This window comes from Thermodesulfatator indicus DSM 15286, assembly GCF_000217795.1.
Taxonomy (GTDB): domain Bacteria; phylum Desulfobacterota; class Thermodesulfobacteria; order Thermodesulfobacteriales; family Thermodesulfatatoraceae; genus Thermodesulfatator; species Thermodesulfatator indicus.
The window spans coordinates 760,377-783,979 of sequence record NC_015681.1 but is presented as its reverse complement, the minus strand read 5'-3'; the positions used below and the strand labels follow the sequence as shown (position 1 = coordinate 783,979).

The following is a 23,603-nucleotide window of genomic DNA, read 5'->3' as shown; positions in this document are numbered from 1 at the left end:
GCTTTTAGGCCTCCCCTACATTAATCCCTAAAGCTTTCTTGACTTCGTCACTCAAAGAAAAACTTTCTTTAGCCCCGGGGAATACCCCTTCTTTTACTTCCTGTAAGTAGGCATTTAGGGCCTTGCGGCCTTCTTCGGCAAAATTGGCATAAAACTTGACAAACTTAGGTCTAAAGGCCTCAAAAAGTCCAAGCAGATCTGGAAGTACAAGGATCTGGCCATCACAATGAGGTCCGGCGCCAATGCCAATGGTGGGGACCGAAACTTCCCTGGTAATATAAGCGGCAAGCTCTTTGGGTACGCACTCAAGCACCAAAGAAAACACTCCTGCATCTTCAAGGGCCTTGGCATCGTTTATAAGTTTCTTAGCTGATTCAAGGTCACGCCCTTGGACTTTAAAGCCGCCAAGGGCATGGGCTCGCTGGGGAGTGAGCCCTATATGGCCCATGACCGGGATACCGGCTTTTACTACCGCTGCTATGGTTTCGGCCATCTCTTCGCCGCCTTCTATTTTTACCGCCTGACAGCCGCCTTCTTTAAGGAAACGCCCGGCGTTTTTTATAGCCTCTTCGGGGCTTATCTGATAAGAAAGAAAGGGCATATCACCCACCACCAGCGCTCTTTTTGCTCCGCGAGAAACGGCTCTGGCAAAAATAAGCATCTCTTCCATGGTGATGGGAAGGGTGTCTTCATAGCCGAGGACGATCATAGCCGCAGAGTCTCCCACCAAGATTAAATCAATACCTGCTTCGTCAAGGAGCCTGGCCCAGAGGACATCATAGGCCGTAAGGGCACAAATTTTTTCCCGGCCTTTTTTAGCTATAAGCTCGGGTACCGTTATTTTAGAAAAGTTTGCCATGACTTATACCCCTTTTGGCAAAATATTCGTAAGTGCGGTTAGTTATCACCCGTCCTCTTTTGGTTCTACGGATAAAGCCGAGCCTGATGAGGAAAGGTTCATAAACGTCTTCCAGGGTACGCGGGTCTTCACAAAGGGCTGTGGCCAGAGTATCAAGCCCCACCGGGCCCCCATCAAATTTTTCCATGATTACTTTAAGGAGCTTGCGATCAAACGGCCCAAGCCCTATATCATCTAGGTCCATAAGAGAAAGGGCTTTTCTCGCCAGTTCTCTAGTAATAATTTCTACTTTTTCCACACAAGCAAAGTCCACCACGCGCTTTAATAGGCGGTTAGCAATACGCGGTGTTCCCCGGGAACGTTTGGCAATTTCTAAGGCCCCTTCCCGGTCTATTTCAATATCAAGGGCTTTAGCGGTTTGAAGTACAATGGCTAAAAGCTCCTCTTCGTTATAAAAATCCAATTTGAAGGTTATGCCAAAGCGGTCTCTTAAGGGGGCAGACAGAAGGCCACTTCTGGTAGTGGCTCCTACTAGAGTGAAACGCGGAAGACTAAGCCTTAGAATACGTGCCCCAGGGCCTTTGCCCACTACGATGTCAAGCTTAAAGTCTTCCATGGCTGGATAAAGAATCTCTTCTACAGAGCTAGGCAGACGGTGTATTTCGTCCACAAAAAGCACGTCTCTTTCTGAGAGGCTTGAAAGGATGGCGGCTAGATCCCCAGGGCGTTCTAGGGCTGCCCCAGAAGTCACGTGGAGTTTGCTTCCGAGTTCATGGGCAATGATGTGGGCAAGTGTAGTCTTACCCAGGCCAGGAAACCCGGTTAGCAAAACGTGGTCAAGGGCCTCGCCGCGGGCTTTGGCTGCTTTTAGATAAACGCTGAGTTCTCTTTTTACGTCTTCCTGGCCAATGTAATCAGCAAGGTTTTTAGGACGTATCTCCACGTTAGCCATTTGAAAGTCTCTTAAGGGCCTCTTTAATCAAGACTGTAAGATCTTCTCCCTCTTTAAAAACATTTTTTAAGGCCTTGCGGGCTTCTTTTTCGGCAAAGCCGAGGTTCAACAGGGCTGAGAGCGCTTCATTCCATAAAGGACTTTGTGTTTGAGGCGAAAGCTCAAGGCGCGCACGCAATTCTACGCAAAGTTTTTCTGCCCGTCTGGGGCCAATGCCCGGGACCTCAGATAGCTTTTTGACATCGTTTTTGGCCACTGCTTCTATGAATTCTTCAGGTTCAAAAACTGAAAGGATATTCAAGGCAAGCCTTGGCCCTAACGAAGAAATAGAAATAAGTTTTTCGAAGAAAATCTTGTTGTCCCAGCTGTTAAAGCCATAGAGCTCAAGGACTTCTCCTCGTAAGCGCAAGGTGGTGTAAAGAGTGTAGTCTTCGCCTTCTTGAGGAAGATTTTGGCTCAAATTTAAGGGCACGGTAACTTCAAGCACCACCGGCCCCGTGGCCATAAAGACTTTACCTGGGATTTTTTTTACGATTTTACCTTTAACTTGAGCTAACATTTTCCCATTTATGATTTTGCAAATGATAAAGGGCTACAGAGAGAGCGTCTGAAGCGTCAACAGGAAGTTCTTCTTCAAGGCCAAGAATGTTTATTACCATATAGCGCAGTTGTTCTTTAGAGGCATTCCCATAGCCAGTGATAGCCTTTTTTATCTCCAAGGGATGATAAAAGAATACTGGTATTTTGGCGTGGGCTGCGGCCAGAAGGGCAGCCCCTTGAGCCTGGCCCAGCTTAAGAGCTGCCCGCGGATAAGTCTCAGGAATAACCTCTTCAAAAGCAATAACTTCTGGCTCAAACTGTTTTATGATAGCGAGAATCTCAGAATATATGCGAAAAAGACGTTGGGCCAAGTCTTTCTCTTTAAGGCGAATTACTCCCCAAGCCAAAGGGACGTCACCCTTTTCCACCAGGCCAAAGCCTGTTACTCGAGACCCTGGGTCTATCCCTAGAACTCTCATTAAATATTTGCACCTACCCGTTCCATGAGTTCGTCTGGAATATCAAAATTAGCGTAAACCTGCTGGACGTCGTCGTGGTCTTCTAGGGTTTCCATGAGGCGAAGCATTTGCTGAGCAGTTTTTTCGTCTTCTATTTTAACCGTTGACTTAGGAACCATGGTAACCCTTGCTGACTGGATGACAAAACCAGCTTCTTCTAAAGCTTTTTTGACGTTTTCAAGATCCTCTGGAAGGGTGATAATTTCAAATTCGCTTTCGTATTCTCTGACATCTTCAGCTCCAGCCTCCAGAGCAGCTTCAAGGAGTTTTTCTTCATCTGTTTCGTTGCGATTTACAAGAATAAGCCCTTTTTGTTCAAACACCCAGGCTACTGCTCCAGGCTCGGCCAGATTTCCACCACATTTGCTAAAGATGTGTCTTAATTCAGAAACCGTGCGCCTTTTGTTATCAGTAACGCTTTTTATAAGAACAGCCACACCACCGGGGCCGTAACCCTCGTAGGTAACCTCTTCCCAGGTTGTACCAGGTTCTTGACCAGTGCCTTTACGAATAGCCCGTTCAATGTTTTCTTTGGGCATATTAGCGGCTTTGGCGGCCTGGATAGCAGCACGTAAACGCGGGTTAGCACTGGGGTCTCCTCCGCCCATGCGAGCGGCTACCATAATTTCCCGGATAAGCTTGGTAAAAATCTTGCCTCGCTTGGCATCCTGAGCTGCTTTTTTACGCTTTATCTGTGCCCAATGAGAGTGCCCTGCCATAACTCACCTCTCTCCTTTTTGTTCTTCTTGGCAAATCTTAGCCACTTTTGTCCTGTTTTGCAAAATTGGAAACGGCCAAAGTAATCTTTTAAAATTTTGGGAGGGTAGATGTTGTAGAGGGTGTAGAGGTGATAATTTGGTAATATGGTAGAAAGCTTATGAATTGCTAAAAGATTTTAAAAGGTTGGCTTATTCTGTGCCTGCAAACATAGTTGAGGGGACTTCTAAACGTAGCAAGAAAGAATTTTTAAGGTATCATTATATCTTAGAGGCTCGCTTGAGGGGCTAAGATATTTTCTTATTCCCTGTCATTGCGAGCAGAGCAAAGCAATCCTTGTCCCGAGCGCAGCGAAGGGGTCTGTGAGACTGCTTCGGCCTCTAACGAGGCCTCGCAGTGACAAAGAGAGGGCAGGGCTATTATGGAGCCTTGTAATAACGTTTGGTCGTGCAAAAATGCTCGGAATAATAGTAGTATGGCAGAAGGCTCACGATATGGTACTAGGAGTCTATAGTTTGACAAGAGATTTTTCCAGGGCAGAGACTTATTCTCTTGGAGATCAAATTAAAAGAGCCACTTATTCTGTGCCTGCAAACATTGTTGAAGGACATTCGAAGAAAACCAAGAAAGAATATTTAAGGAATCTTTATATTCCCCGAAGTTTTCTGGAAGAATTAAGATATTTTCTTTCTTTTACAACCTCTAAACCAAAACGGAGTAGAAAATGAAGATAGAGACCTACCGCGGGGCGCCGTTTATAGATAGGGAAGAGGAGATAGAGTTTTTTGTTGACTGGTTTAATGAAGTTCCGCAGAGGATACTCTGGGTATATGGGCCGAAGTCAAGCGGTAAGACGACGGTGATAGAGTATGTGGTGGAGAAGAAGCTGCTAGGAGAGGGCGCTTGGTGGGAGAAGAGCAAATTCTGGGTGAAGTACATAAATTTGCGCCGCAAGCTGATTTCCAGCTATAAGACGTTTTTGCATGCGTTTATAGTGCCGGACGACGTGTATAAGGAAACCGTAGAGAGTAACAAGAGTTTTTCATTAAGGGTGTTTTCTATAGAGAGGAAGAAGATCAAGGAAATAGAAGCGCGGGAGAAAGATTTATTTGAGGCGTTGATGGAAGAGATAGAGAACCAAGCGCAAAATAAGAGGCCGATTTTAATAATAGATGAGATACAGAAGCTTCAGGATTTATACATAAATAGCAATAGGGAGCTGCTCAAGGAGTTTTTAAACTTTTGTGTAAGCCTGACAAAAGAGAAGCATTTAGGCCATGTGGTTATTCTTACGTCAAACACGGTATTTATAGAGCGGATATATAATGATGCAAGGATGAAAGCTACGAGTAGGTTTAAAAAGATAGACCATCTAAGCAGAGAGAAAGTTTTTGAATGGCTTCAAATAGAGAATTTCAGGAAAGAAGAAATAGAGGTTATTTGGGAGTATTTAGGTGGCGCTATTTCATTTATTTTAGAAGCAATAAAAGCCAGGAAGAAGGGAGAGAATTTAGAAGAATTTTTAAAAAGAGAAGCCTGGTTGGCGTATACGGAGATAGATGAGTATTTAGCCGAGTTTGGTGAAGAGGAGACAGAGTTTTTTGTGAAGGTGGCGAAAGAGATAGTGGATAAAGGGTATTTTGATATAAGCGGATTAAAGGCGGATAAAAGGAGGATTCTGCAGGCCTGGGCGGAGAAAGAGATACTATTTTATGATCCGCTGGAGCTCAAGGTAACTGGCAACAGCCGGATATATGAGAAGGGAATGGAGATTTTGCTTGAGAGGGCGGGTTAATGAGTGTTAGTGCTAGTGGTAGTGGTAGGAGCACTAACACCAACACTAACACCAGCACTAGCACCAGCACTAGCACCAACACTAGCACCAACACTAACACTAAAATCAAATGGACAGGTGATTGTGGGAATGTTATCAAGTGATTGAGGGGAAGCTAAAGATTATAAATTCGTTTGGTGGAATTTAAAAAACTTAATGATAGTAAAAAATGCAGGAGGACCAAAAATGGAAGAATTAAACCAAGAACAGTTAGACCTTGAAATCTTACCCAATGAGGCCAAAAAAGAATTAATGGAGTTTTATCAGATGCTCTTGAAAAAATATAAAATTAAAAAGAGAGGGCTTTTGCCTAAAGGTTTCTATCAACCTATAAAAGTAAAATCTTATTCAAAAATTACAGCACGGGAAGAAATATATGAAAGAAGATAGAGTTTTTGTAGATACAAATATTTGGATATACGGGCTTACAGAAAGTGAATTAGAGGCTGATAAAAATAAAAGAGAAATTTCTTTACTAGTGCTTGAAGAATTACTAAAACAGCAGGCACAAATTTTCATATCTATTCAAGTAGTTAACGAATGCCATTGGAATCTTGTTAGAAAGTTTGAATTGCCAGATGAAAAAGTTGTGAAATTGATTCATGAAAATGTAATAAAAATTACAAATATAGTAAGTCTACATTTAACTACTTATATGAAAGCTAATACATTAAGAATTCGGTACAATTTGTCATTTTGGGATAGTCTTATAGTGGCTTCAGCATTGGAAAGCAATTGTTCAATTCTTTATACAGAAGACATGCAGGATGGGCAGGTGATTGAAAACAGGCTAAAGATTGTAAATCCGTTTAGTGGGATTTGAAGAGGTTGTAGAGGTGATAGAGGTTGATAGATGGCGAATGGATGGAAGGATTTAGTGAGTGGTAGTGATAGTGGTAGTGGTAGGAACACCAACACTAACACTATCACCAGCACCAGCACTAGCAACACCACTAACACTAAAATAAAAAAGACAGAAGATTTAGAAGTTTTTAAAATGGCACATAGACTTACTTTGGAATTATATAAATTAACAGGAAAATTTCCAAAAAGTGAAAAGTTTGCTCTGGTATCTCAAATAAGAAGAGCTTCTAGTTCTATTTGTTCAAATTTGATGGAAGGTAGTCATAGACATAGTTCAAAAGAATTTAGACAGTTTGTAGGAATTGCAAATGGTTCTGTAGGAGAATTGAAATATCATTTATTGCTGGCTAAGGACTTGGGGTATTTAGATGAGTCCAAATATGTCGAGTTGATAGAAAAGGTTAACCAAATTTCAAAAATGCTTAGATCGCTTTCATCATCTTTGTTGCAGAGGAGCAGGAAGGGGAAGTGATAGTGATACCAACACCAACACTAACACCATCACCAACACTAACACTAACACTAACACTATGATCATCGCCAAATTGCGGGACAAAGACAAACGCCGGCTTTTAGAAAACTTCATTTCCCTTTCGGTTCTTCAAGGAGCGAATTATATTTTGCCGCTGGTCACTCTGCCCTACTTGGTGCGGGTTCTGGGGCCGGAAAAATTCGGGCTTATAGGAGTAGTTCATGAAGGGCTTACTTATAATTCCGGCAAGAGGTGGTTCAAAGGGAATTCCGAGAAAAAATATTAGAAATTTAGCAGGGAAACCTTTAATTTATTATTCTATAAAAACTGCATTAAAAGCTGCTAAAGATTTTGATGTTGATGTTTATGTTAGTAGTGATGATGAAGAAATTATCGCTATAGCAGAAAAGTTTGGAGCTAAAATTCATAAACGCCCAAAGAAACTTGCGGATGATAGAACCACTTTAGATGAAGTGATTTTAGATGTTTTTAAGTCTTTAAGTAAAGAATGTAAGCAAACGTATGACTATATAATTACTATACAACCAACTTCACCTCTTCTTAAAGCAAGAACTTTAATAAGTGCTATCAAAGAATTTCTTGATTCCCAATACGATACGATTATATCTGCCAAAAAGTTTGCCCATTTAATGTGGAAGAAAGAGCATGGAAAATTTGTGCCACTATATAAAGAAAGAGTTAATAGGCAATTTTTAGAACCCATTTATTTAGAGACAGGAGGATTTATTATCTGTAAATCAGAAAATCTTTTAAAATATGGGACGAGAATAGGTAAAAATATAAATTTATATCTTCTTTCGGAAATAGAAGCTATTGATATAGATACTTATGAAGATTGGAATCTATGTGAATATCTATTAAATAAGAAAAAAATTTTATTTGTAGTGTCAGGTTATAGAGAAATAGGTTTAGGACATGTGTACAGGACTTTAATAATAGCAAATAATATTACATCGCATGATCTCCTGTTTTTAGTTGATAAAAAAAGTATATTGGGATTGCAAAAAATAAAAGAGTATAATTATCCTGTTATTTTACAGCAATCTGAAAATATTTTAGATGATATTGAAAAGATAGATCCGGATGTGGTAATCAATGATATTTTAGATACTTCTAAGGAATATGTCCTGTCACTTAAAAATAAAGGTTATACGGTTATCAATTTTGAAGATTTAGGGGAAGGAGCAAGATATGCAGATCTTGTTATAAATGCTCTCTATCCTGAACGAGAGCCTCTTCCAAATCATTATTTTGGATATAAATATTTTGTACCACGTGATGAATTTATTTATTCCAAATTTAAAAATGTGTCTCCTGAAGTACAAAATGTGCTAATTACATTTGGAGGCACAGATCCCAACAATCTTACTCTTAAAACATTGAAAAGTATTTATGATTACTGCGTGCAACAGGGAATAAAAATTAAGGTTATTTTAGGTTTAGGTTATAAATACCAAGATTCTTTATCAAATTTTAAAGATATCGAAATGTTTGAAAATATAAAAAATATTTCTCAATATATGTTAGATGCTGATATTATTTTTACCTCAGCTGGAAGAACTGTATATGAAATAGCTTGTATAGGGACTCCAACTATAGTTTTGGCGCAAAATGAAAGAGAACTGACGCACTTTTTCGCAAATTCTGAGAATGGATTTATTAATTTGGGTTTAGGAATAAATGTATCAAATAAAGAAATTTTGGATGTATTTAAAAGACTTATTAATAACTTTGAAGAAAGAAAATTAATGAATCGCTTGATGCTTTCGAAAGAAGTTAGGAAGGGTAGAGAAAGAGTTATTAATCTTATAAAATCTATAATTGAAAATAATGGAGGAAAAAATGAGTAAACTTTTAAAGCTTTTTAAAGATTTCAATTCATATGATCAACGAATTTATGTTCCCTATATTATTGCAGAAGCGGGAGTAAACCATGAAGGGAAGATGGATTTAGCTAAACGTTTAATAGAAGAAGCTAAAGAGGGAGGAGCTGATGCAATAAAATTTCAAAGTTATAAAGCAGAAACTCTCGCTTCCAAATACTCACCAGCCTATTGGGATACGACAAAAGAACCTACCAAAAGCCAATATGAACTCTTCAAAAAATATGATAAATTTTGGAAAAAGGAGTTTGAGGAATTAAAAAAGTACTGTGATGATGTGGAGATAGAATTTTTAAGTACACCTTTTGATTTGGAGTCTGCAAAATTTTTGAACGATCTAATGCCTGCCTTTAAAATATCTTCCTCTGATATTACTAATAAACCCTTTATAGAATATATTTGTCAATTTGAAAAGCCTATTATTCTTTCTACGGGAGCTTCCTATATTTGGGAAATAGAAGAAGCTGTTTTTTGGATAGAAAAATATGGTAATCCTTTAGCTTTGCTCCATTGCGTTTTAAATTATCCAACAGAAGACAAAAACGCAAATCTTGGAATGATTCTTGATTTAAAAAGAAAGTTCCCAGATAAGATTATAGGTTATTCAGACCATACATTGCCAAAAGACATGAAAACATTAGAAGTAGCAGTATTACTTGGAGCTGTAATTATTGAGAAGCATTTTACTTTTGATAAAACTTTATCGGGTAATGATCATTATCATGCTATGGACAAGGAAGACTTAAAAATTTTTAAAAGTAACTTAGAAAGAATTTTTGAGCTGCTTGGCGATTTTAGAAAGTATGCTTTACCTTCTGAGGAACCAGCTCGGAAAAATGCAAGAAGAAGTTTAGTTGCTAAGAAGCTTATTCCTAAGGGGAAAGTGATTGAATATGAAGATTTGACTTGGAAAAGGCCTGCACATGGAATAAGTCCCAAGTTTATTGATGAGGTTGTCGGGAAAAAGGTAGTGCACAATATAGAAGAAGATCAACTTATAAAATGGTCAGACATTTATGTTTAATTTGACATTGTTAATAGGAACGAAATTAAAAAATAGAGAACGGAAATTCTTAAAAGAAACATTTTGGTATTCGCTTACAACAATTTCTTTCCAATTTTCAAGATTTTTTTGTTTTTTTGTAGCAGCAAAAATTTTAGGTCCAAAACAATATGGATGGTGGAGCTTATTAAGTTTGTTTTTACTTTATAGGGGAATTACACATTTTGGAGTAATTCCAGCTATGAATCGAGAAATTCCCTTTTTTATTGGAAAGAAAGATTTTGATAGGGTAAACAAAATAAGAAGTGTAACTTTCTCATATTTGTTAGTTTTTAGCTTTCTAAGTGTTGTGGTTTTTCTCTTTTCTGTATTGCTTATTAAAGATAGGTTATTAAAGTGTGCGTTAATTAGTATGGTGATTCTTTTTTTTGCCACTCAATTATATCATTACTTTCAAGTTTACTTAAAATCTTCCATTCAATTCAAGATTATGAGCTTACAGCAAATGCTATTTTCAGTGTCTTTGCCTCTAATTGTGATACCTTTAACTATAAAGTATAAACTTTTAGGATTTATATTAGGGCAGGCCTTAGTAATATTTGTAATTTGTCTATATATTAAGAAAAAAATTTGTTTTCGTCCAGTTATAGATTTTGATAAAAAAGAATTAATACGGTTGATAAAAATAGGTTTTCCTATAATGTTGGTTGCTTTGTTTTATGGTTTATTTACATCAGCCGATAGATGGATCATTTCTGCTTATATGGATTCCGAAAGTTTAGGATTCTATTCGCTGGGCCTTTTAGTTGGAAATTCTCTTTTCCTGCTACCCCGATCTTTAGCTGAGCAAATATATCCCAGAATGGTTAAATCATTTGGAGAATATGGTAATTTACGTATATTGGTGATCTTGAAATTTAAACAATTGTTTTTGAGTTTAGTTATAGTTATACCATTAGCTATTTTAATATGTATCTTTTTTCCGATTGTTGTCGAAATATTCTTGCCTTCTTATCTGCCCAGTATCGAAGTTATAAAGATTATAGTAGTTGGTTTTGTGTTTTTAACTATTGCCAATAGTTTTGGGGTGTTTCTTTTAAGTATTAACAAACAAATCATTTATTTGTTTGTTACTTTATTTTCTGTTGTTTTGAATATTATTTTAAGTATTATGTTTGTGAAATTTGGATATGGAATAGTGGGTGTTGCCTTAGGAAGTGCTATTAGTTACCTTATTTTTTCTTTTTGTTCTTTTATTGCGATTATTTTTATTCTAAAAAAGTATGGGGGAGAAAATGCTGCCTAATTTTATTATTGCTGGAGCAGCTAAAAGTGGTTCTTCTACATTATATTTTTATTTAGGAAGACATCCAGAAATTCTGATGTCAAAAGAAAAAGAACCAGCTTATTTTACTAAATATTGGGGAAAAAAAGACTTAAAGTGGTATGAATCTCAATTTGATCACTGGAATGGTGAGAAAGCAATAGGAGAAGCAACAGTTGAATATATGGTTGACGAACATGCTTCAGAGAGAATTTATAAAGTTATTACTAATGTTAAGTTAATATTTATTATGCGTAATCCAGTAGATAGAGCATGGTCTCATTATTGGCATAGAGTGAAAATGGGGGAGGAGACTAGAAGCTTTGAGGATGTCATTAGAAGCGTGAAGGATGGTAATTTGAATGAGTATATTGTGAGGTATGGTATGTATGCGACTCATATAAGGAGATTTTTAAAATTTTTTCCAAAGACTCAGATGAAGTTTATTATTCTCGAAGAATTTAGTAAAGAACCTTCTAAATTTTTTGGAGAGATTTTTAGATTTCTAGGTGTTGATGATTCTTTTAATATTGAATATGTAGAAAAGAAAAATGCTGCTAAAATTTATAAGTTTAAATGGTTAAATCTTTTGTGGGCCAAGATAAGAACCATGGATAGACTTAAAGAAAATTTGCCTAAAGTTATATATCGACCTCTTAGAAAAGGATTTAGATTTATAGATAATTTAAACAAAAAACCTTTTATATTGCCTAAAATGTCAGTAAAAGATAGATACTTTTTAAAAAATGTTTTTCAAGAAGAAATTAATTCACTAGAAATTATTATAGGAAAGAGCTTGGAGTTATGGAAATAGAATATGCAATTAAGGTGTGGAAGTAAATTAGATTTTATGAAAGTAAATTGTTTTTTTAAATTACGAAGAGAATCGTTAGCAAAGCTTTTAGTAATAGCTTTATTTATAGGTGGTATCATTACGGACATTATAAATGGTCTTCTTGGTACTCAGGAATTAAGTCTTTCTGTTAGTGCTATTTTTAGAGGAACTATAGAAATAGTGGGGATATTAGTAATTTTTCTTTCGAGAAAAATTTCTGTAAGATGGAAAGCTTTGATATTTGTTTTAATTCTATTATTTTTCTTGACACAGATTTATAGTTTTTTTTCTAATTATAATGTATACCTTTTTTTTGAAATTTCTCGTTTTTTTAAAGTACTCTATATTCCAGTTATAAGTATGTTTATATATGTTTTTCTCTTAAGATACAAAAATTTTAGATATTTGATATTGAATACTCTATCTTTAGCAGGTTTTATAGAATCTTTAGCTATTATTTTTCCTTTTCTTCTTGGTTATGGAAAGCCAACATATACAGTAACTACGATAGGATCTAGAGGTATTCTTTTGAGCCCTAATGAAATCGCTTTAAGTTTGTTGATTGTAGAGGCTATTACAGTTTGGTTATTTTTATATTCAAAAAAAAAGATTTATTTATTATATTTTGTGTCCATAGTAATTGGGATGATTATTTTAGCTACAAGAACTAGTATTTTAGGTTCTATAGTTGTACCTGTCATTATATTATTTTTGGCGCTTTTTTGTGAATTTTACTGTAAGAGATCTCTTAGTTATGAGTTTAATAGTATAAGATGCATTTTTTTTCTCTTTATTGTTTCTGTTACTAGTTATAATGCATACGTTAATTTACTTAATAATGAGTATCTTATACAAAAGATATTGTATTTTTTGCAGTATTTTAATGCAAGAGGTGATCTGCAAGAAGTTGGTATTGAAGTTTTATTCAATAGTTCTGTGTGTAGTATTTTGTTTGGTAATACTCCTTCTGTTTTTTTCTTCAATGTTCAAAAAGAGGGTCAATTTGCTTATTATAGCAAAATTGGAAAAAATGTAGAAGTTGACTGGATAGATATTTGGGGTTGTTATGGTCTAATATTTTTGATTGTTATTTATCTTTTTTATTTTTATTTTCTTTTTGCTTCAACAAAAAAGTTTTTGATGGGAAGAAAGAAGGAATTTGGATTAATAACCTTCTTATTATCATTATTTTTAGCGCATTCTCTTTTGGCAGGTCATGCATTAATGGCACCCTTACCCGGTAATTATATTGCTCCTTTGATAGCTTTTGTGTTATCAGATAGGAAGTCCAAGAAGGTTTTAAAAGATGAGTATAGAGAAAGTAAATGAAAAAGTAGCTCTTAATATATCTCGCAATTGGTATATATGTCGAAACGAGGATGTATCGTTATTTGCGAATTTATCCTTAGGTCGCATACTTCAAATTTACATTTACGAAAAATTTTATCCGCAAGCAAATTCAGTTGCTAATACAAGAAATTTAAAAAACATGATAAAACGTTTAGGATACGAATGGCACCTTAGATTTTTTCACTCCAAAGCTCTTTCTTTCAAGAATCAAAAAAAGAAACAGAATTGCGATGTTTTACTGATTTACGACGTAAACAATAAACCGATGATTAAAAATTTAAATCTTGTGGCGCAGGAATTATTAAAGAGAAAGATTTCCGTAGCAGCAGTAACAATAGACGCAAACATTAAGAAACAGATCTCGGAAAATTTATCCATATATTTTTTGAGTGAATTTTATACCATTTCTATGGAAAAGAACATATATAAGAAGGCAAGATCAATTAGAAAGCAGATTAAACAATATAAAGATTGTTTAATTTCCAATTTCAAGAAATCCGCTAAGTTACCCGACAAGTTTATCGAACAGATACTGAAATTCTTTGATAAACAAGTAACACAAACTGTAAGAGAAATTGTATCAGCAAGAGCTTTCTTGAAGGAACTTTCTCCGAAAATTATTGTAAGTTCTACTGATGCTCACAAAATTTCAAGGATGTTGTTTTTACTTGCCCAGCAGGAAGGAATAAAAACGTTTGTAATACAACATGGGGCACCTATATGGGAATATGCTTACGTTCCTGTAACTGCTAACAAAATCTTCGTATGGGGAGAAGAATCTAAAAACTGGTTTTTGGAAAGAGGTACACCATCTGAAAAAATTATTGTAACAGGATGTCCAAGATATGATACTTTATCGTTTGTTGTAGACAATTTGAATATGAATAAAATTGAGCAATTTTTAAAATCTTGCCCTAATATTTGTCTTTTTACAAATCCTATTGATTTGTCTATTAATTTCAGAATTATAAAATCTTTTTTGTCTTTACCTGGACATTTTTTTAAAAATGTATTTCTCAAGATACATCCATCTGAAGATATGAATTTTTATAAAGGAATTTTGAAAAAATTTCCTTGTGGCAAGAAAGTTAAAATTATTCATTCTGTTGGAATACCTGAAGAGTTGAGACCTGGGGATATTGCTATTGTAGGCAATTCAACAGTTGGGATAGAAGCTATCGCAAAGGGATTAATTTTAGTTAATTTAGAGCTAAGAGGCTTTCCTAATCCTATTCCATATCAAAGGTATGATGTTGGTATTTTTGCAGACGAAGATTGTTTGGTAGAAGCTGTCAAATCTGCTTTTAAAAGAAGATGTTCTATTAGTACATATATGCAGTATTTGGATAAATGTAAAAACTTTCTTGAAAATTATCTCTATAGTTTGGATGGGAAAGCGACATGTAGAATAGTTGATTTTCTTGAGAAAATTTTTAAATCGGAGGTAGGTTAGTGAAAATAGCAATCCTTGGAACAAGAGGAATACCTAATAATTATGGTGGTTTTGAACAAAATGCAGAAAACTTATCTGTTTATTGGGTAAAGAAGGGGCATGAGGTAGTTGTATACAACCCCGACGAACACCCTTATAAAGGGAAAGAATGGAATGGGGTTAAGATAAAACATGTTTTCTCTAAAGAAAGTAAATTTGGAATAGGAGGAATATTCGTTTATGATTTCTTATGTTTAAAAGATGCAGTAAAACAAAATTTTGACATTATTCTCAATTTGGGGTATGTTCCCAGTGCCTTGTTTTTTTATTTAAAGAAAAAAACAAGAGCTAAGTTTGTTACTAATATGGATGGCTTAGAATGCAAAAGGAGCAAGTGGAATTCAATTTTAAAGAAGTTTATAAAATTTTGTGAAAAGAGAGCTGTTTATTTGAGCGATTACCTTATAGCAGATAATCCAGGAATTAAAGATTACTATGTTAAAAACTATAAGTTGAAGAATATTACATTTATTCCGTATGGAGCAAGATTATTTGATAATCCTAATATGGATTTTTTAAGAGAATTTGATCTTGAGCCTTACTCCTACTATATGCTAGTATCTCGTTTAGAACCTGAAAATAATATAGAAATGATATTAGATGGGTATATTTTATCGAAGAATAAGGAGCCTTTCATTGTCGTTGGTGGTTTGAGAAACAAATATGCAAAATATTTGCTAAGAAAATATAAAAATATAGAAAGTATAAGATTTGTTGGAGGAATATACAATTATGAGAAATTAAGCTCTTTACGTTGGTATTCTAAACTTTATTTTCATGGTCATTCTGTTGGTGGAACTAATCCATCTTTACTTGAGGCTATGGCTTCTAACTCTTATATTGTTGCTCACGACAATCCCTTTAATCGTTATGTTCTTGGAGAGGAGGCTTTTTACTTTAAAACTCCAGAAGATATTGCCAAAATAATAAAGAAATATACTGATGAATTTCGAGATGTATTTATTCAGAAGAATCGCCGAAAAATAAAAGAAATTTACAATTGGAATAGAGTTTCTGCAGAGTATTTGAAAGTTTTTAAATCCTTATGTGAGGAGGGTTAATTGATGAAAGCCATAATCCTCGCAGGTGGTAGTGGAACAAGGCTTTATCCGGTCACGTTAGCTATCAATAAGCATTTTCTTCCTATCTACAATAAGCCTATGATTTATTATCCTCTGTCATTGGTTATGCTTCTTGGAATAAGAGATATCCTCTTTATCGTAAAGCCAGAAGATCTAGCCGACTTCCAAAAGCTCCTTAAAAATGGCTCGCATCTGGGAATAAATATTCAGTATCAAATTCAAAAAAAGCCAAATGGACTGGCGGAAGGATTGGTTTTAGCAGAAGATTTTATCGGCGACGATAATATTTGCTACATGTTGGGAGACAATATCTTCTTTGGTCATGATTTGGTGAAAATCATGGATGAAGCTCGACAGGAAATTGAAAAGAATGGCGGGGCCTATGTGTTTGGCTACTATGTAAAAGACCCAGAAAGGTTTGGAATTGTAGAACTTGATGACCAGGGAAATGTAATCTCCCTTGAAGAAAAGCCCAAAAAGCCAAAGTCAAACTTTGCCGTAGTGGGCATGTATTTTTACGACAACGAGGCCCTGGAAATTGCCAAGAACGTGAAGCCCTCCGATAGAGGCGAGCTTGAAATCACAAGCGTAAACGAGGAATATCTAAGGCGTGGGAAGCTCAAAGTGAAGCTTCTTGGAAGAGGCTTTGCCTGGTTTGATGCTGGAACGCATGACAGCTTCCTTGAAGCGGGAGAGTTTGTGGCTACTATTGAAAAAAGAACCGGACTTATGATTGGGTGTATTGAGGAGATTGCCTTCCGCAATGGCTGGATTACACGGGAACAGCTCTTAGAACTCACCAAACCTCTTCGGAAGACGGAGTATGGGAGGTATTTGTGTGAAATAGTGAAGAGTGAAGAGTGAAGGAAGTGAAGAGTGAAGGATGAGGAGTGAAGTGTGAAGAGAGGTGGAAATGGATCATAAAGATTTGGAGGTATGGAAAGAAAGTATCAAGTTTGTAAAACGTATATATGAAATAACAGAGAAATTTCCTAAAAATGAGTTGTATGGTTTAACTAGTCAGTTGCGAAAAGCGGCAATATCTGTGCCGTCAAATATTGCAGAAGGTTGTGCTAGAAATTCTGATAATGAGTTGGTGCAATTTTTATATATCTCTTTGGGTTCATTGGCGGAGCTTGAAACACAATTAATTATTGCAAAAGAGTTGTCATATATTGATGTAATAAATTCTGAGATAGAAAAGTTAATCTTTATAAGAAGGATGCTAATAGGTTTAATAAAGTATTTGAAAGAGAAAAAGAAAGATTGATTTTCTGTCTATTTACTGGTTCACTGTTCACTCTTCACTAAAGAAGGAGGAGAAATGCCCTTCGAATTCATAAAAACGGAAATCCCAGAGGTGATCATCGTAAAACCGAAAGTGTTCGGTGACGAAAGAGGTTTTTTCATGGAAACCTATAAAAAGTCTGATTTTGAAAGGGCCGGAATTGATACGGATTTTGTCCAAGATAATCATTCAAAATCTATAAAGAATGTGCTACGAGGACTACACTTTCAGATCGAGCCTAAAGCTCAAGGAAAGCTTGTAAGATGCATAAGGGGAAAAATTTTTGACGTGGCTGTTGATATAAGAAAAGGAAGTCCAAGTTTTGGAAAGTGGGTAGGAGTAGAACTTTCCGAAGAAAACAAACTAATGCTTTGGATACCTAAGGGATTTGCTCATGGTTTTCTGACCATTTCTGAGGAAGCAGAGATTATTTATAAGGTTTCAGGTAGTGAATATTCGCCGGAACATGACAGAAGTATCAGGTGGAATGACCCTGATATAGGTATAAACTGGCCTTTGAAGGAAGAACCTATTCTTTCGGAAAAGGATAGAAAGGCGTCGTTTTTGGTTGAGTGGTTGGGTGGTTGAGTGGTTGATTAGTTGAATTGTTGAGTAGTAGGAGGAAGCGATGAAGATTTTGGTGACTGGTGGCGCGGGGTTTATAGGGAGTGAGTTTGTAAGGCAGGCTGTTAAAAATGGCTATGAAGTTGTGGTGATAGATAAATTAACTTATGCAGGTGACATAGAAAGAATAAAAAGCGTTTGGGATAATATTCATTTTTATAAGGGAGATATAGCAAATTTAGAGTTAATGGAAATTATCTTTTCTATAGAAAAACCAGATGTTGTTGTTCACTGGGCGGCAGAAAGCCATGTGGACAGAAGCATTCTTGATGCTGCTCCTTTTATGGAAACTAATGTAAAGGGCACTCAAGTATTGCTTGATGTTTCAAAGAAATTTAATGTGAAGCTTTTTATTAATATTGCTACAGATGAGATATATGGAGAGCTTGGGGAAGAGGGAAAATTTACGGAGGAGACTCCTTTAAATCCCAATTCTCCGTATTCTGTAAGTAAAGCCTCGGCAGATATGCTTGGTAGGGCTTATTATCGGACTTATGGTTTACCTGTAATTACAGTTAGGCCTTCAAACAATTATGGCCCCTGGCAGTATCCAGAAAAGCTGATCCCTGTTGTTATACTGAAAGCTTTAAATAATGAGCCTATACCTGTTTATGGGAGGGGACAAAACATAAGGGAATGGCTTTATGTAAGTGATTGTGCAGAAGCTGTTTTTGAGATTATAGCAAAGGGAAAACCCGGAGAGATTTACAATGTGGGAAGCGGAGAGGAAAGGAGAAATATAGAAGTAGTAAAAGCAATTTTAAGCCTTTTAAACAAATCGGAAGATTTAATAAGTTTTGTAAAAGATAGACCTGGGCATGATTTTAGATATGCCTTGGATGTATCAAAAATAGAAAGAGAAATTGGCTGGAAAGCCAAGGTAAAGTTTGATGAAGGAATAGAGAAAACAGTAAGGTGGTATTTAGATAATTTGGACTGGGTGCAAGAGAAAGTAAAATTTTTAAAGAGCTATTGGGAAAAAGTTTACGGAAAATATTAATGGGGTCACTAAATAGGCGACAAGTGAGTCATTTTGCGAGCGAAGCGAAGCAATCCATGAGACTGCTTCGGCCTCTAACGAGGCCTCGCAGTGACAGCGAAGCTTACTTTGCTTTAGCGATTATGTCAGCGGCGATAATTTGTCGTGTAAAAAACGCTCGGATTAATAAGTGATGAAAGTACTAATTTTAGGAAAAAGAGGGCAGCTTGGAAGCACATTTGGAAATGTCTTAAGAGAGCAGTCTAAGTATAAGTGTTTGTTTTTATCCCGAGAAGAATGCGACATAGGAAATTTAACTAGAGTTTTAGAAGTTTTTAAAGAATTTAGGCCAGATGTGGTTATAAATTGTGCGGCTTATAATCTTGTGGATAGGGCTGAAGAGTTTCCCTGGGAGGCAATGAGGGTTAATTTTGGAGGAGTATGCAATCTTGTTTATGCCTGCAGAACATATAATAGTTTTTTAGTCCATTATTCTACAGATTATGTTTTTGATGGAGAAAAAGAGGGTCTTTATACTGAAGAAGATGATACAAATCCCTTGAATAACTACGGAAAAAGCAAGCTTTATGGAGAGAATTTTATAAGAGATAATCTTGAGAATTATTTAATTTTTCGTACAAGCTGGGTGTATGGAGAGGGAAAGCAAAATTTTCTTTACAAGCTTATGCAGTGGGCAGAAAAACAGGAGTATTTAAGAATTGCCTGTGATGAGTTTTCAGTGCCTACATCAACGAGAACCATAGTTGAGGTAACTTTAAAAGCTCTTGATACAGGATTAAAAGGGCTTTATCACCTTGTAAACTCCGGATATGCTTCCCGTTATGAGTGGGCGAAAGCGTTTTTCAAGATTAAAGGGATAAAAAAGTTTATTTATCCAGCCTCTCAGGCAGATTTTGATTTACCAGCCAAAAGACCACGTTTTTCTGCTATGAGTAATTCTAGGATCTGCAAAAAGTTAAATATAGAGATAGCTGATTGGAGGGAGGAGTTGGTTGAGTGGTTGGGTTGTTGAGTAGTTGAAGAAGTGAAAAAGTTCTGCTGGTGGCTGATTGTCGTTCAGTCAGCGTTAGGGGGCCAGTAGGGCCGATGAAGTGGTCTAGCTGGTTCATTACGAGAAGGCCCTTGGGCCGACTTTGTAATCTCTGAGACTGCTTTGCTCTGCTCGCAGTGATGAGATAGTAGCTGACGAATGGCGATGGCTAATGGTTAACAAGTATTTCTAACTTTTCACTTTTCATTCTTCGCCTGTTATTACGAGCTAAGCAAAGTAAGCTTCATAAGAATACCTGGACAAAGCGTTGTTTGCGAAGCCACTGGCTTTGTGAAGCCACTGGCTTTGTAGTGATCGCAATTGTCGCCTGCCTAATGACCCTGGTCCCGCTTTAAAGTGAAATGCTAAGGTTATTGATTTGCGTCTTGTAATTTTTGTTTTTGCCTTGTATCTTAAATCTAAGAATTGCGGTTCGGAGGGTACCATGAAAAGTACGGTTACAAAAAGAGGGCAAACGGTAGTGCCTGCTCCTCTCAGGAAAAAGTACAGGATAGAAAGGGGGACTACTTTGCTATGGATAGACACCGGAGAGAACATTAGGGTGGTGCCTCTTCCTGAAGATCCCCTGAAGGCTTTAAGGGGGATAGCAAAGGGAGAGAATCTGGGAAAGAAATTGCTCCGAGAAAGGAAAAGAGATGAGATCCGAGAATAATACCTTATTTCTTTTGGATACCTCGGCCTGGTTAGCTTATATGGAAGATGAAGAGGGAGCGGATAGAGTTGAGGAAATACTTAAGACCGGGCGGATTTTAATGCCTTTTATGGTTCTATTAGAAATCTATTACATTTCTTATCGAGAGAAAGGGGAGGAGATAGCCAATCGAAGATATGCGCTTTTGAAAAGTTTAGACTTTGAATTTCTATGGAATCTTGACGAAGCTATTTTGCTTACGGCAGGAAGGTTTAAAGCACTACATCGTCTCTCGTTAGCAGATGCTATTATAGCGGCCATAGCAAAGATAAGAGGCGCCATACTGGTCCATAAAGATCCCGAATATGAAGCACTTGGGCAGGAAGTAGATCAAGAATGCCCTATAAGAAAGCTTAAAAGGAGGATTTGTTTTTGAGGAGAAAAAAGATGAAGGCAAGAGCAAAAATTAGCCAATCAACGGATCCAAAGGTTACCCTTACTATACGGATTCCTTTAAAGGAAAAAATAGCTTTAGTAGAAGAAGCAAAACGGAGAAATATTACAGTTACAGAATTGATTAGAAAATCCCTTCAGGAGACACTAGGTCTTTCTAAGAAGGGTTATCATTGGCCAAAACCAAGGCCTTTAGGGATTAAGGAATAAATTTTATCTTTTTTCCGACTTTGTAAGCGCACTTTGTTGTGAGGAGGAGGGCCAAGTAAAGAAGGAAAATAGGTTTTTGACAAGTATGAAATCATAATTTAAATTTCATACCAGAAGAATTTGGGAGGATTAAATGAGGGTAAAAGTAGCTGAGCGAGGGCAAGTTACTATTCCCAAAGTATTGCGCGAACGTTTGGGGATTCGTCCTGGAACGATTTTAGAATTTAGGGAAAAAAATGGTTACTTGATAGCCACAAAAATAGAGCCTTTGGATCCTGTAGATCGAGCTTATGGAAAATTTGGTCGTGGTAGACGCACAGATGAAATAATGAAACAACTTCGGGAATATACAGATGATAACAGCTGTTGATACCAACATTCTTATAGACATTCTTGAGCCAGATCCAGTTTATGGTCTCCTTTCTAAGGAAGCTTTAAAAAGATGTTTACTTGAGGGAATAGCAGTTGCTTGTGAAGTAGTATGGGCCGAAGTTGCCGTAGCTTATTCTCATGCTCGAGATGAACTTGTTAACACTCTTAAAGAAATAGGAATTCAGTTTTCTCCGATGAGCTTTGAAGCTTCTCTTATGGCAGCTAGATGCTGGTCTGAGTATATAAAACGGAGCAATAAAAAAAGACGGATTGCAGCTGATTTTTTGATAGGTGGCCATGCTCTGGTACAATGTGATCGACTTTTAACTAGAGATAAAGGATTTTACCGCAGTTATTTTAAGGATCTTAATGTCATATCACCTTAACTTTTCCCCACTTCGTAAGTATGAAAATCCTTGGTATTCTTGAAAAAAGGTGGGTTTATTCTCTGGAAAGGCTAAAGATTTTATAATTTCCCACTTCGTAAGTGCCACTTCGCAAGAGGGAAATTATTGTGAATGATTTTGAGATCTTTGCCTTGCGATTTTCAATGTTGACTTGTAGGTTCGGAGGTGATCCTAAACTCAATGATATAAAAGAAGTCCCAATCATCTTGATTGAAAAATAAACACTTTCTAAGTTTTTTCTGTTATAATGTTTGCATGAAGAAAAAACTTCCTGTAGGCATTCAGAGTTTTGAGAATATTCGCACGGAAAATTATTACTATGTTGACAAAACCCGGTTTGTTAAAAAACTGGTTGACGAAGGAAAATATTATTTTCTTTCTCGTCCGCGGCGTTTTGGTAAAAGCCTATTTCTTGACACCTTACGCCAGGCCTTTTTAGCCAAAAAAGAACTTTTTGAGGGCCTTTACTTAGAGGATAATTGGGATTGGAGCATTAAATATCCGGTTATTTACATTTCGTTTGGTAGCGGAGTTATCAGAGAAAAGGAAATTCTCCAGAAAAAGATAAATTATATTTTAGATGATCATGCCCAGTTTTACGATGTTTGTTTGACTAAAAATATTATTCCAGATAAAGCCAATGAACTCTTCCAAAAGCTGGCTGATAAATGCGGTCAAAAAGTAGTAGTTCTCATAGACGAATACGACAAACCAATCCTTGACAATATAAACAAAACAGAAACTGCTACCGAAATACGCGAGGAACTTAAAAACTTCTACTCGGTCTTAAAAGACGCTGACCCGTATCTTAAGTTCGTTTTCATCACCGGTGTTACCAAATTTAGTAAAGTTTCTCTCTTCTCTGGTCTGAACAACCTTGAAGACATAACCATCTCGCCATCTTTTGCCACTATTTGTGGTTACACGCAAAGCGAATTTGAAAAAACTTTTGCCGATCGTCTTGAAGGGGTTGATTTAGACGAAGTCCGCCGCTGGTATAATGGCTACTCCTGGCTAGGAGAGCCCGTTTATAACCCTTTTGATATTTTGCTTTTTCTGAAGGAAAAAATCTTCAGGCCCTACTGGTTTGAGACCGGCACGCCCACTTTTCTCATCAAGCTCCTATTTGAAAAACGCTACTGCCTGCCTGACCTGGAGAACCTTGAAGCGGGAGAAGAACTCATTGAAAGCTTTGAAGTTGAAAACATAAAACTTGAGACCCTTCTTTTTCAAACCGGTTATCTCACTATAGCCGAAAAAATAGAGCTTCTTCCCGGCGAAGCAGTTTACAAACTCAAGTATCCGAACATAGAGGTTAAAAAAGCCCTGGCAGACCATGTGCTAAACTATATATTTGAAGACATTTCCACCAAAACGCATAACAAAACTAAACTTGCCAGAATTCTCATAAGTGGCGATGTTCCTTTGCTGCTGGAAGTTTTTAAGGCCATTTTTGCGGGCATACCACATGACTGGTATCGTAAGACGGAGTTGCATCGCTACGAAGGATTTTACGCCAGTGTGTTTTACGCCTACTTTGCGGCCTTGGGCTTAGATGTAAGAGTAGAAGATTCTACGAGTAAAGGCCGGCTAGATATGGCGGTAAGATTTGAGGATAGGTGTTATTTGTTTGAATTTAAGGTGGTGGAGATAGAGCCGGAGGGAAGAGCCCTTGAGCAACTAAAAGCCAAGAAGTATCACGAAAAGTATCTTACAGGGTGCGGGAAGATTTATCTTATAGGGATTGAGTTCAGCCAAAAAGAACGCAATATAGTAGGCTTTGAGTGGGAAGAGATTTTATGAGATAGATTCTCTTGTTTA

General features: G+C 36.7%; 29 protein-coding genes and 1 pseudogene. 25 read left to right on the top strand and 5 right to left on the bottom strand.

Annotation, left to right across the window (positions count from 1 at the left end):
• Positions 1-4: 4 nt before the first annotated feature.
• The 5 genes from panB to THEIN_RS03735 are packed head-to-tail and all read right to left on the bottom strand — an operon-like array spanning position 5 to position 3,588.
• The gene (gene panB, locus THEIN_RS03755; RefSeq protein WP_013907370.1) at positions 5-859 is read right to left on the bottom strand and encodes a 3-methyl-2-oxobutanoate hydroxymethyltransferase; all 855 of its coding nucleotides are present in this window, start codon (positions 857-859) and stop codon (positions 5-7) included.
• On the bottom strand, positions 843-1,811 hold the full coding sequence (gene ruvB / locus THEIN_RS03750) for a Holliday junction branch migration DNA helicase RuvB (RefSeq protein ID WP_013907369.1): 969 nt from the start codon (positions 1,809-1,811) through the stop codon (positions 843-845). Before ruvB ends, panB begins: the two co-directional genes overlap by 17 nt.
• Positions 1,804-2,370 carry a Holliday junction branch migration protein RuvA gene (gene ruvA, locus THEIN_RS03745; RefSeq protein WP_013907368.1) on the bottom strand — a complete coding sequence of 189 codons (567 nt, stop codon included), beginning with the start codon at positions 2,368-2,370 and terminating at the stop codon, positions 1,804-1,806. The genes ruvB and ruvA overlap by 8 nt, the downstream gene beginning before the upstream one ends.
• Entirely contained in the window at positions 2,354-2,830 is a 477-nt protein-coding gene (gene ruvC, locus THEIN_RS03740) for a crossover junction endodeoxyribonuclease RuvC (RefSeq protein ID WP_013907367.1), read from the bottom strand. The genes ruvA and ruvC overlap by 17 nt, the downstream gene beginning before the upstream one ends.
• Positions 2,830-3,588 carry a YebC/PmpR family DNA-binding transcriptional regulator gene (locus THEIN_RS03735; RefSeq protein WP_013907366.1) on the bottom strand — a complete coding sequence of 253 codons (759 nt, stop codon included), beginning with the start codon at positions 3,586-3,588 and terminating at the stop codon, positions 2,830-2,832. Before THEIN_RS03735 ends, ruvC begins: the two co-directional genes overlap by 1 nt.
• A gap of 163 nt (positions 3,589-3,751) precedes the next feature.
• On the opposite strand from THEIN_RS03735, the gene THEIN_RS12515 reads away from it, so the two are divergent.
• The 25 genes and pseudogenes from THEIN_RS12515 to THEIN_RS03620 all read left to right on the top strand — a co-directional run bounded on the left by THEIN_RS12515 (position 3,752) and on the right by THEIN_RS03620 (position 23,585).
• A complete protein-coding gene (locus THEIN_RS12515; RefSeq protein ID WP_083817651.1) occupies positions 3,752-3,877 on the top strand; it encodes a four helix bundle protein in 126 nt (41 codons plus the stop codon).
• 164 nt (positions 3,878-4,041) lie between these two features.
• The gene (locus THEIN_RS03730) at positions 4,042-4,314 is read left to right on the top strand and encodes a four helix bundle protein (RefSeq protein WP_013907365.1); all 273 of its coding nucleotides are present in this window, start codon (positions 4,042-4,044) and stop codon (positions 4,312-4,314) included.
• Complete coding sequence (locus THEIN_RS03725; protein ID WP_013907364.1) at positions 4,311-5,381, top strand: ATP-binding protein; 1,071 nt, start codon at positions 4,311-4,313, stop codon at positions 5,379-5,381. The genes THEIN_RS03730 and THEIN_RS03725 overlap by 4 nt, the downstream gene beginning before the upstream one ends.
• Positions 5,382-5,606: 225 nt before the next feature.
• Complete coding sequence (locus THEIN_RS03720; RefSeq protein WP_013907363.1) at positions 5,607-5,810, top strand: hypothetical protein; 204 nt, start codon at positions 5,607-5,609, stop codon at positions 5,808-5,810.
• The gene (locus THEIN_RS03715; RefSeq protein WP_013907362.1) at positions 5,797-6,243 is read left to right on the top strand and encodes a PIN domain-containing protein; all 447 of its coding nucleotides are present in this window, start codon (positions 5,797-5,799) and stop codon (positions 6,241-6,243) included. The genes THEIN_RS03720 and THEIN_RS03715 overlap by 14 nt, the downstream gene beginning before the upstream one ends.
• 30 nt (positions 6,244-6,273) lie before the next feature.
• Positions 6,274-6,756 carry a four helix bundle protein gene (locus THEIN_RS03710; RefSeq protein WP_013907361.1) on the top strand — a complete coding sequence of 161 codons (483 nt, stop codon included), beginning with the start codon at positions 6,274-6,276 and terminating at the stop codon, positions 6,754-6,756.
• A gap of 58 nt (positions 6,757-6,814) precedes the next feature.
• Positions 6,815-6,994, top strand: a pseudogene (locus tag THEIN_RS11930) (oligosaccharide flippase family protein); the annotation flags it as partial.
• Positions 6,978-8,627, top strand: a complete 1,650-nt coding sequence (locus THEIN_RS03705) for a cytidylyltransferase domain-containing protein (RefSeq protein WP_013907360.1) — start codon at positions 6,978-6,980, stop codon at positions 8,625-8,627. The pseudogene THEIN_RS11930 and the gene THEIN_RS03705, both read left to right, overlap by 17 nt.
• On the top strand, positions 8,620-9,684 hold the full coding sequence (locus THEIN_RS03700; protein ID WP_013907359.1) for an N-acetylneuraminate synthase family protein: 1,065 nt from the start codon (positions 8,620-8,622) through the stop codon (positions 9,682-9,684). The genes THEIN_RS03705 and THEIN_RS03700 overlap by 8 nt, the downstream gene beginning before the upstream one ends.
• A 7-nt stretch (positions 9,685-9,691) precedes the next feature.
• A complete protein-coding gene (locus THEIN_RS03695) occupies positions 9,692-10,969 on the top strand; it encodes an oligosaccharide flippase family protein (RefSeq protein ID WP_169311146.1) in 1,278 nt (425 codons plus the stop codon).
• Positions 10,947-11,801, top strand: a complete 855-nt coding sequence (locus THEIN_RS03690; protein ID WP_083817649.1) for a sulfotransferase domain-containing protein — start codon at positions 10,947-10,949, stop codon at positions 11,799-11,801. The genes THEIN_RS03695 and THEIN_RS03690 overlap by 23 nt, the downstream gene beginning before the upstream one ends.
• Positions 11,802-11,837: 36 nt before the next feature.
• The gene (locus THEIN_RS03685) at positions 11,838-13,151 is read left to right on the top strand and encodes an O-antigen ligase family protein (RefSeq protein ID WP_169311145.1); all 1,314 of its coding nucleotides are present in this window, start codon (positions 11,838-11,840) and stop codon (positions 13,149-13,151) included.
• Entirely contained in the window at positions 13,129-14,625 is a 1,497-nt protein-coding gene (locus THEIN_RS03680; protein WP_013907355.1) for a glycosyltransferase family protein, read from the top strand. Before THEIN_RS03685 ends, THEIN_RS03680 begins: the two co-directional genes overlap by 23 nt.
• A complete protein-coding gene (locus THEIN_RS03675) occupies positions 14,625-15,725 on the top strand; it encodes a DUF1972 domain-containing protein (RefSeq protein WP_013907354.1) in 1,101 nt (366 codons plus the stop codon). The genes THEIN_RS03680 and THEIN_RS03675 overlap by 1 nt, the downstream gene beginning before the upstream one ends.
• 3 nt (positions 15,726-15,728) lie before the next feature.
• Entirely contained in the window at positions 15,729-16,610 is an 882-nt protein-coding gene (gene rfbA, locus THEIN_RS03670) for a glucose-1-phosphate thymidylyltransferase RfbA (RefSeq protein ID WP_013907353.1), read from the top strand.
• A gap of 49 nt (positions 16,611-16,659) precedes the next feature.
• Positions 16,660-17,016, top strand: coding sequence for a four helix bundle protein (locus tag THEIN_RS03665; RefSeq protein WP_013907352.1), 357 nt, complete (start codon positions 16,660-16,662; stop codon positions 17,014-17,016).
• A 54-nt stretch (positions 17,017-17,070) separates the two neighbouring features.
• Positions 17,071-17,622: a dTDP-4-dehydrorhamnose 3,5-epimerase gene (gene rfbC / locus THEIN_RS03660; protein WP_013907351.1), complete on the top strand. Its 552-nt coding sequence runs from the start codon at positions 17,071-17,073 to the stop codon at positions 17,620-17,622.
• A 40-nt stretch (positions 17,623-17,662) separates the two neighbouring features.
• Positions 17,663-18,658: a dTDP-glucose 4,6-dehydratase gene (gene rfbB, locus THEIN_RS03655; RefSeq protein WP_013907350.1), complete on the top strand. Its 996-nt coding sequence runs from the start codon at positions 17,663-17,665 to the stop codon at positions 18,656-18,658.
• 172 nt (positions 18,659-18,830) lie between these two features.
• Positions 18,831-19,670 (top strand): dTDP-4-dehydrorhamnose reductase, encoded by an 840-nt coding sequence (rfbD, locus tag THEIN_RS03650; RefSeq protein WP_013907349.1) that lies wholly within the window; start codon positions 18,831-18,833, stop codon positions 19,668-19,670.
• A 463-nt stretch (positions 19,671-20,133) separates the two neighbouring features.
• Entirely contained in the window at positions 20,134-20,361 is a 228-nt protein-coding gene (locus THEIN_RS03645; protein WP_013907348.1) for an AbrB/MazE/SpoVT family DNA-binding domain-containing protein, read from the top strand.
• Positions 20,345-20,776 carry a PIN domain-containing protein gene (locus tag THEIN_RS03640; protein ID WP_013907347.1) on the top strand — a complete coding sequence of 144 codons (432 nt, stop codon included), beginning with the start codon at positions 20,345-20,347 and terminating at the stop codon, positions 20,774-20,776. The genes THEIN_RS03645 and THEIN_RS03640 overlap by 17 nt, the downstream gene beginning before the upstream one ends.
• 11 nt (positions 20,777-20,787) lie before the next feature.
• Complete coding sequence (locus tag THEIN_RS03635; RefSeq protein ID WP_013907346.1) at positions 20,788-21,003, top strand: hypothetical protein; 216 nt, start codon at positions 20,788-20,790, stop codon at positions 21,001-21,003.
• 133 nt (positions 21,004-21,136) lie between these two features.
• Entirely contained in the window at positions 21,137-21,373 is a 237-nt protein-coding gene (locus THEIN_RS03630) for an AbrB/MazE/SpoVT family DNA-binding domain-containing protein (protein ID WP_013907345.1), read from the top strand.
• Positions 21,357-21,761 (top strand): type II toxin-antitoxin system VapC family toxin, encoded by a 405-nt coding sequence (locus THEIN_RS03625; RefSeq protein WP_013907344.1) that lies wholly within the window; start codon positions 21,357-21,359, stop codon positions 21,759-21,761. The genes THEIN_RS03630 and THEIN_RS03625 overlap by 17 nt, the downstream gene beginning before the upstream one ends.
• A gap of 276 nt (positions 21,762-22,037) precedes the next feature.
• Entirely contained in the window at positions 22,038-23,585 is a 1,548-nt protein-coding gene (locus THEIN_RS03620; protein WP_013907343.1) for an ATP-binding protein, read from the top strand.
• Positions 23,586-23,603: the final 18 nt, after the last annotated feature.

Bases quoted from the DNA above. Each gene is read 5' to 3' on its own strand.
- panB (WP_013907370.1), bottom strand. From the start codon at position 859: ATGGCAAACTTTTCTAAAATAACGGTACCCGAGCTTATAGCTAAAAAA.
- ruvB (WP_013907369.1), bottom strand. From the start codon at position 1,811: ATGGCTAACGTGGAGATACGTCCTAAAAACCTTGCTGATTACATTGGC.
- ruvA (WP_013907368.1), bottom strand. From the start codon at position 2,370: ATGTTAGCTCAAGTTAAAGGTAAAATCGTAAAAAAAATCCCAGGTAAA.
- ruvC (WP_013907367.1), bottom strand. From the start codon at position 2,830: ATGAGAGTTCTAGGGATAGACCCAGGGTCTCGAGTAACAGGCTTTGGC.
- THEIN_RS03735 (WP_013907366.1), bottom strand. From the start codon at position 3,588: ATGGCAGGGCACTCTCATTGGGCACAGATAAAGCGTAAAAAAGCAGCT.
- THEIN_RS03730 (WP_013907365.1), top strand. From the start codon at position 4,042: ATGCTCGGAATAATAGTAGTATGGCAGAAGGCTCACGATATGGTACTA.
- THEIN_RS03725 (WP_013907364.1), top strand. From the start codon at position 4,311: ATGAAGATAGAGACCTACCGCGGGGCGCCGTTTATAGATAGGGAAGAG.
- THEIN_RS03720 (WP_013907363.1), top strand. From the start codon at position 5,607: ATGGAAGAATTAAACCAAGAACAGTTAGACCTTGAAATCTTACCCAAT.
- THEIN_RS03715 (WP_013907362.1), top strand. From the start codon at position 5,797: ATGAAAGAAGATAGAGTTTTTGTAGATACAAATATTTGGATATACGGG.
- THEIN_RS03710 (WP_013907361.1), top strand. From the start codon at position 6,274: ATGGCGAATGGATGGAAGGATTTAGTGAGTGGTAGTGATAGTGGTAGT.
- THEIN_RS03705 (WP_013907360.1), top strand. From the start codon at position 6,978: ATGAAGGGCTTACTTATAATTCCGGCAAGAGGTGGTTCAAAGGGAATT.
- THEIN_RS03700 (WP_013907359.1), top strand. From the start codon at position 8,620: ATGAGTAAACTTTTAAAGCTTTTTAAAGATTTCAATTCATATGATCAA.
- THEIN_RS03690 (WP_083817649.1), top strand. From the start codon at position 10,947: ATGGGGGAGAAAATGCTGCCTAATTTTATTATTGCTGGAGCAGCTAAA.
- THEIN_RS03685 (WP_169311145.1), top strand. From the start codon at position 11,838: ATGAAAGTAAATTGTTTTTTTAAATTACGAAGAGAATCGTTAGCAAAG.
- THEIN_RS03680 (WP_013907355.1), top strand. From the start codon at position 13,129: ATGAGTATAGAGAAAGTAAATGAAAAAGTAGCTCTTAATATATCTCGC.
- rfbA (WP_013907353.1), top strand. From the start codon at position 15,729: ATGAAAGCCATAATCCTCGCAGGTGGTAGTGGAACAAGGCTTTATCCG.
- THEIN_RS03665 (WP_013907352.1), top strand. From the start codon at position 16,660: ATGGATCATAAAGATTTGGAGGTATGGAAAGAAAGTATCAAGTTTGTA.
- rfbC (WP_013907351.1), top strand. From the start codon at position 17,071: ATGCCCTTCGAATTCATAAAAACGGAAATCCCAGAGGTGATCATCGTA.
- rfbB (WP_013907350.1), top strand. From the start codon at position 17,663: ATGAAGATTTTGGTGACTGGTGGCGCGGGGTTTATAGGGAGTGAGTTT.
- rfbD (WP_013907349.1), top strand. From the start codon at position 18,831: ATGAAAGTACTAATTTTAGGAAAAAGAGGGCAGCTTGGAAGCACATTT.
- THEIN_RS03645 (WP_013907348.1), top strand. From the start codon at position 20,134: ATGAAAAGTACGGTTACAAAAAGAGGGCAAACGGTAGTGCCTGCTCCT.
- THEIN_RS03640 (WP_013907347.1), top strand. From the start codon at position 20,345: ATGAGATCCGAGAATAATACCTTATTTCTTTTGGATACCTCGGCCTGG.
- THEIN_RS03635 (WP_013907346.1), top strand. From the start codon at position 20,788: ATGAAGGCAAGAGCAAAAATTAGCCAATCAACGGATCCAAAGGTTACC.
- THEIN_RS03630 (WP_013907345.1), top strand. From the start codon at position 21,137: ATGAGGGTAAAAGTAGCTGAGCGAGGGCAAGTTACTATTCCCAAAGTA.
- THEIN_RS03625 (WP_013907344.1), top strand. From the start codon at position 21,357: ATGATAACAGCTGTTGATACCAACATTCTTATAGACATTCTTGAGCCA.
- THEIN_RS03620 (WP_013907343.1), top strand. From the start codon at position 22,038: ATGAAGAAAAAACTTCCTGTAGGCATTCAGAGTTTTGAGAATATTCGC.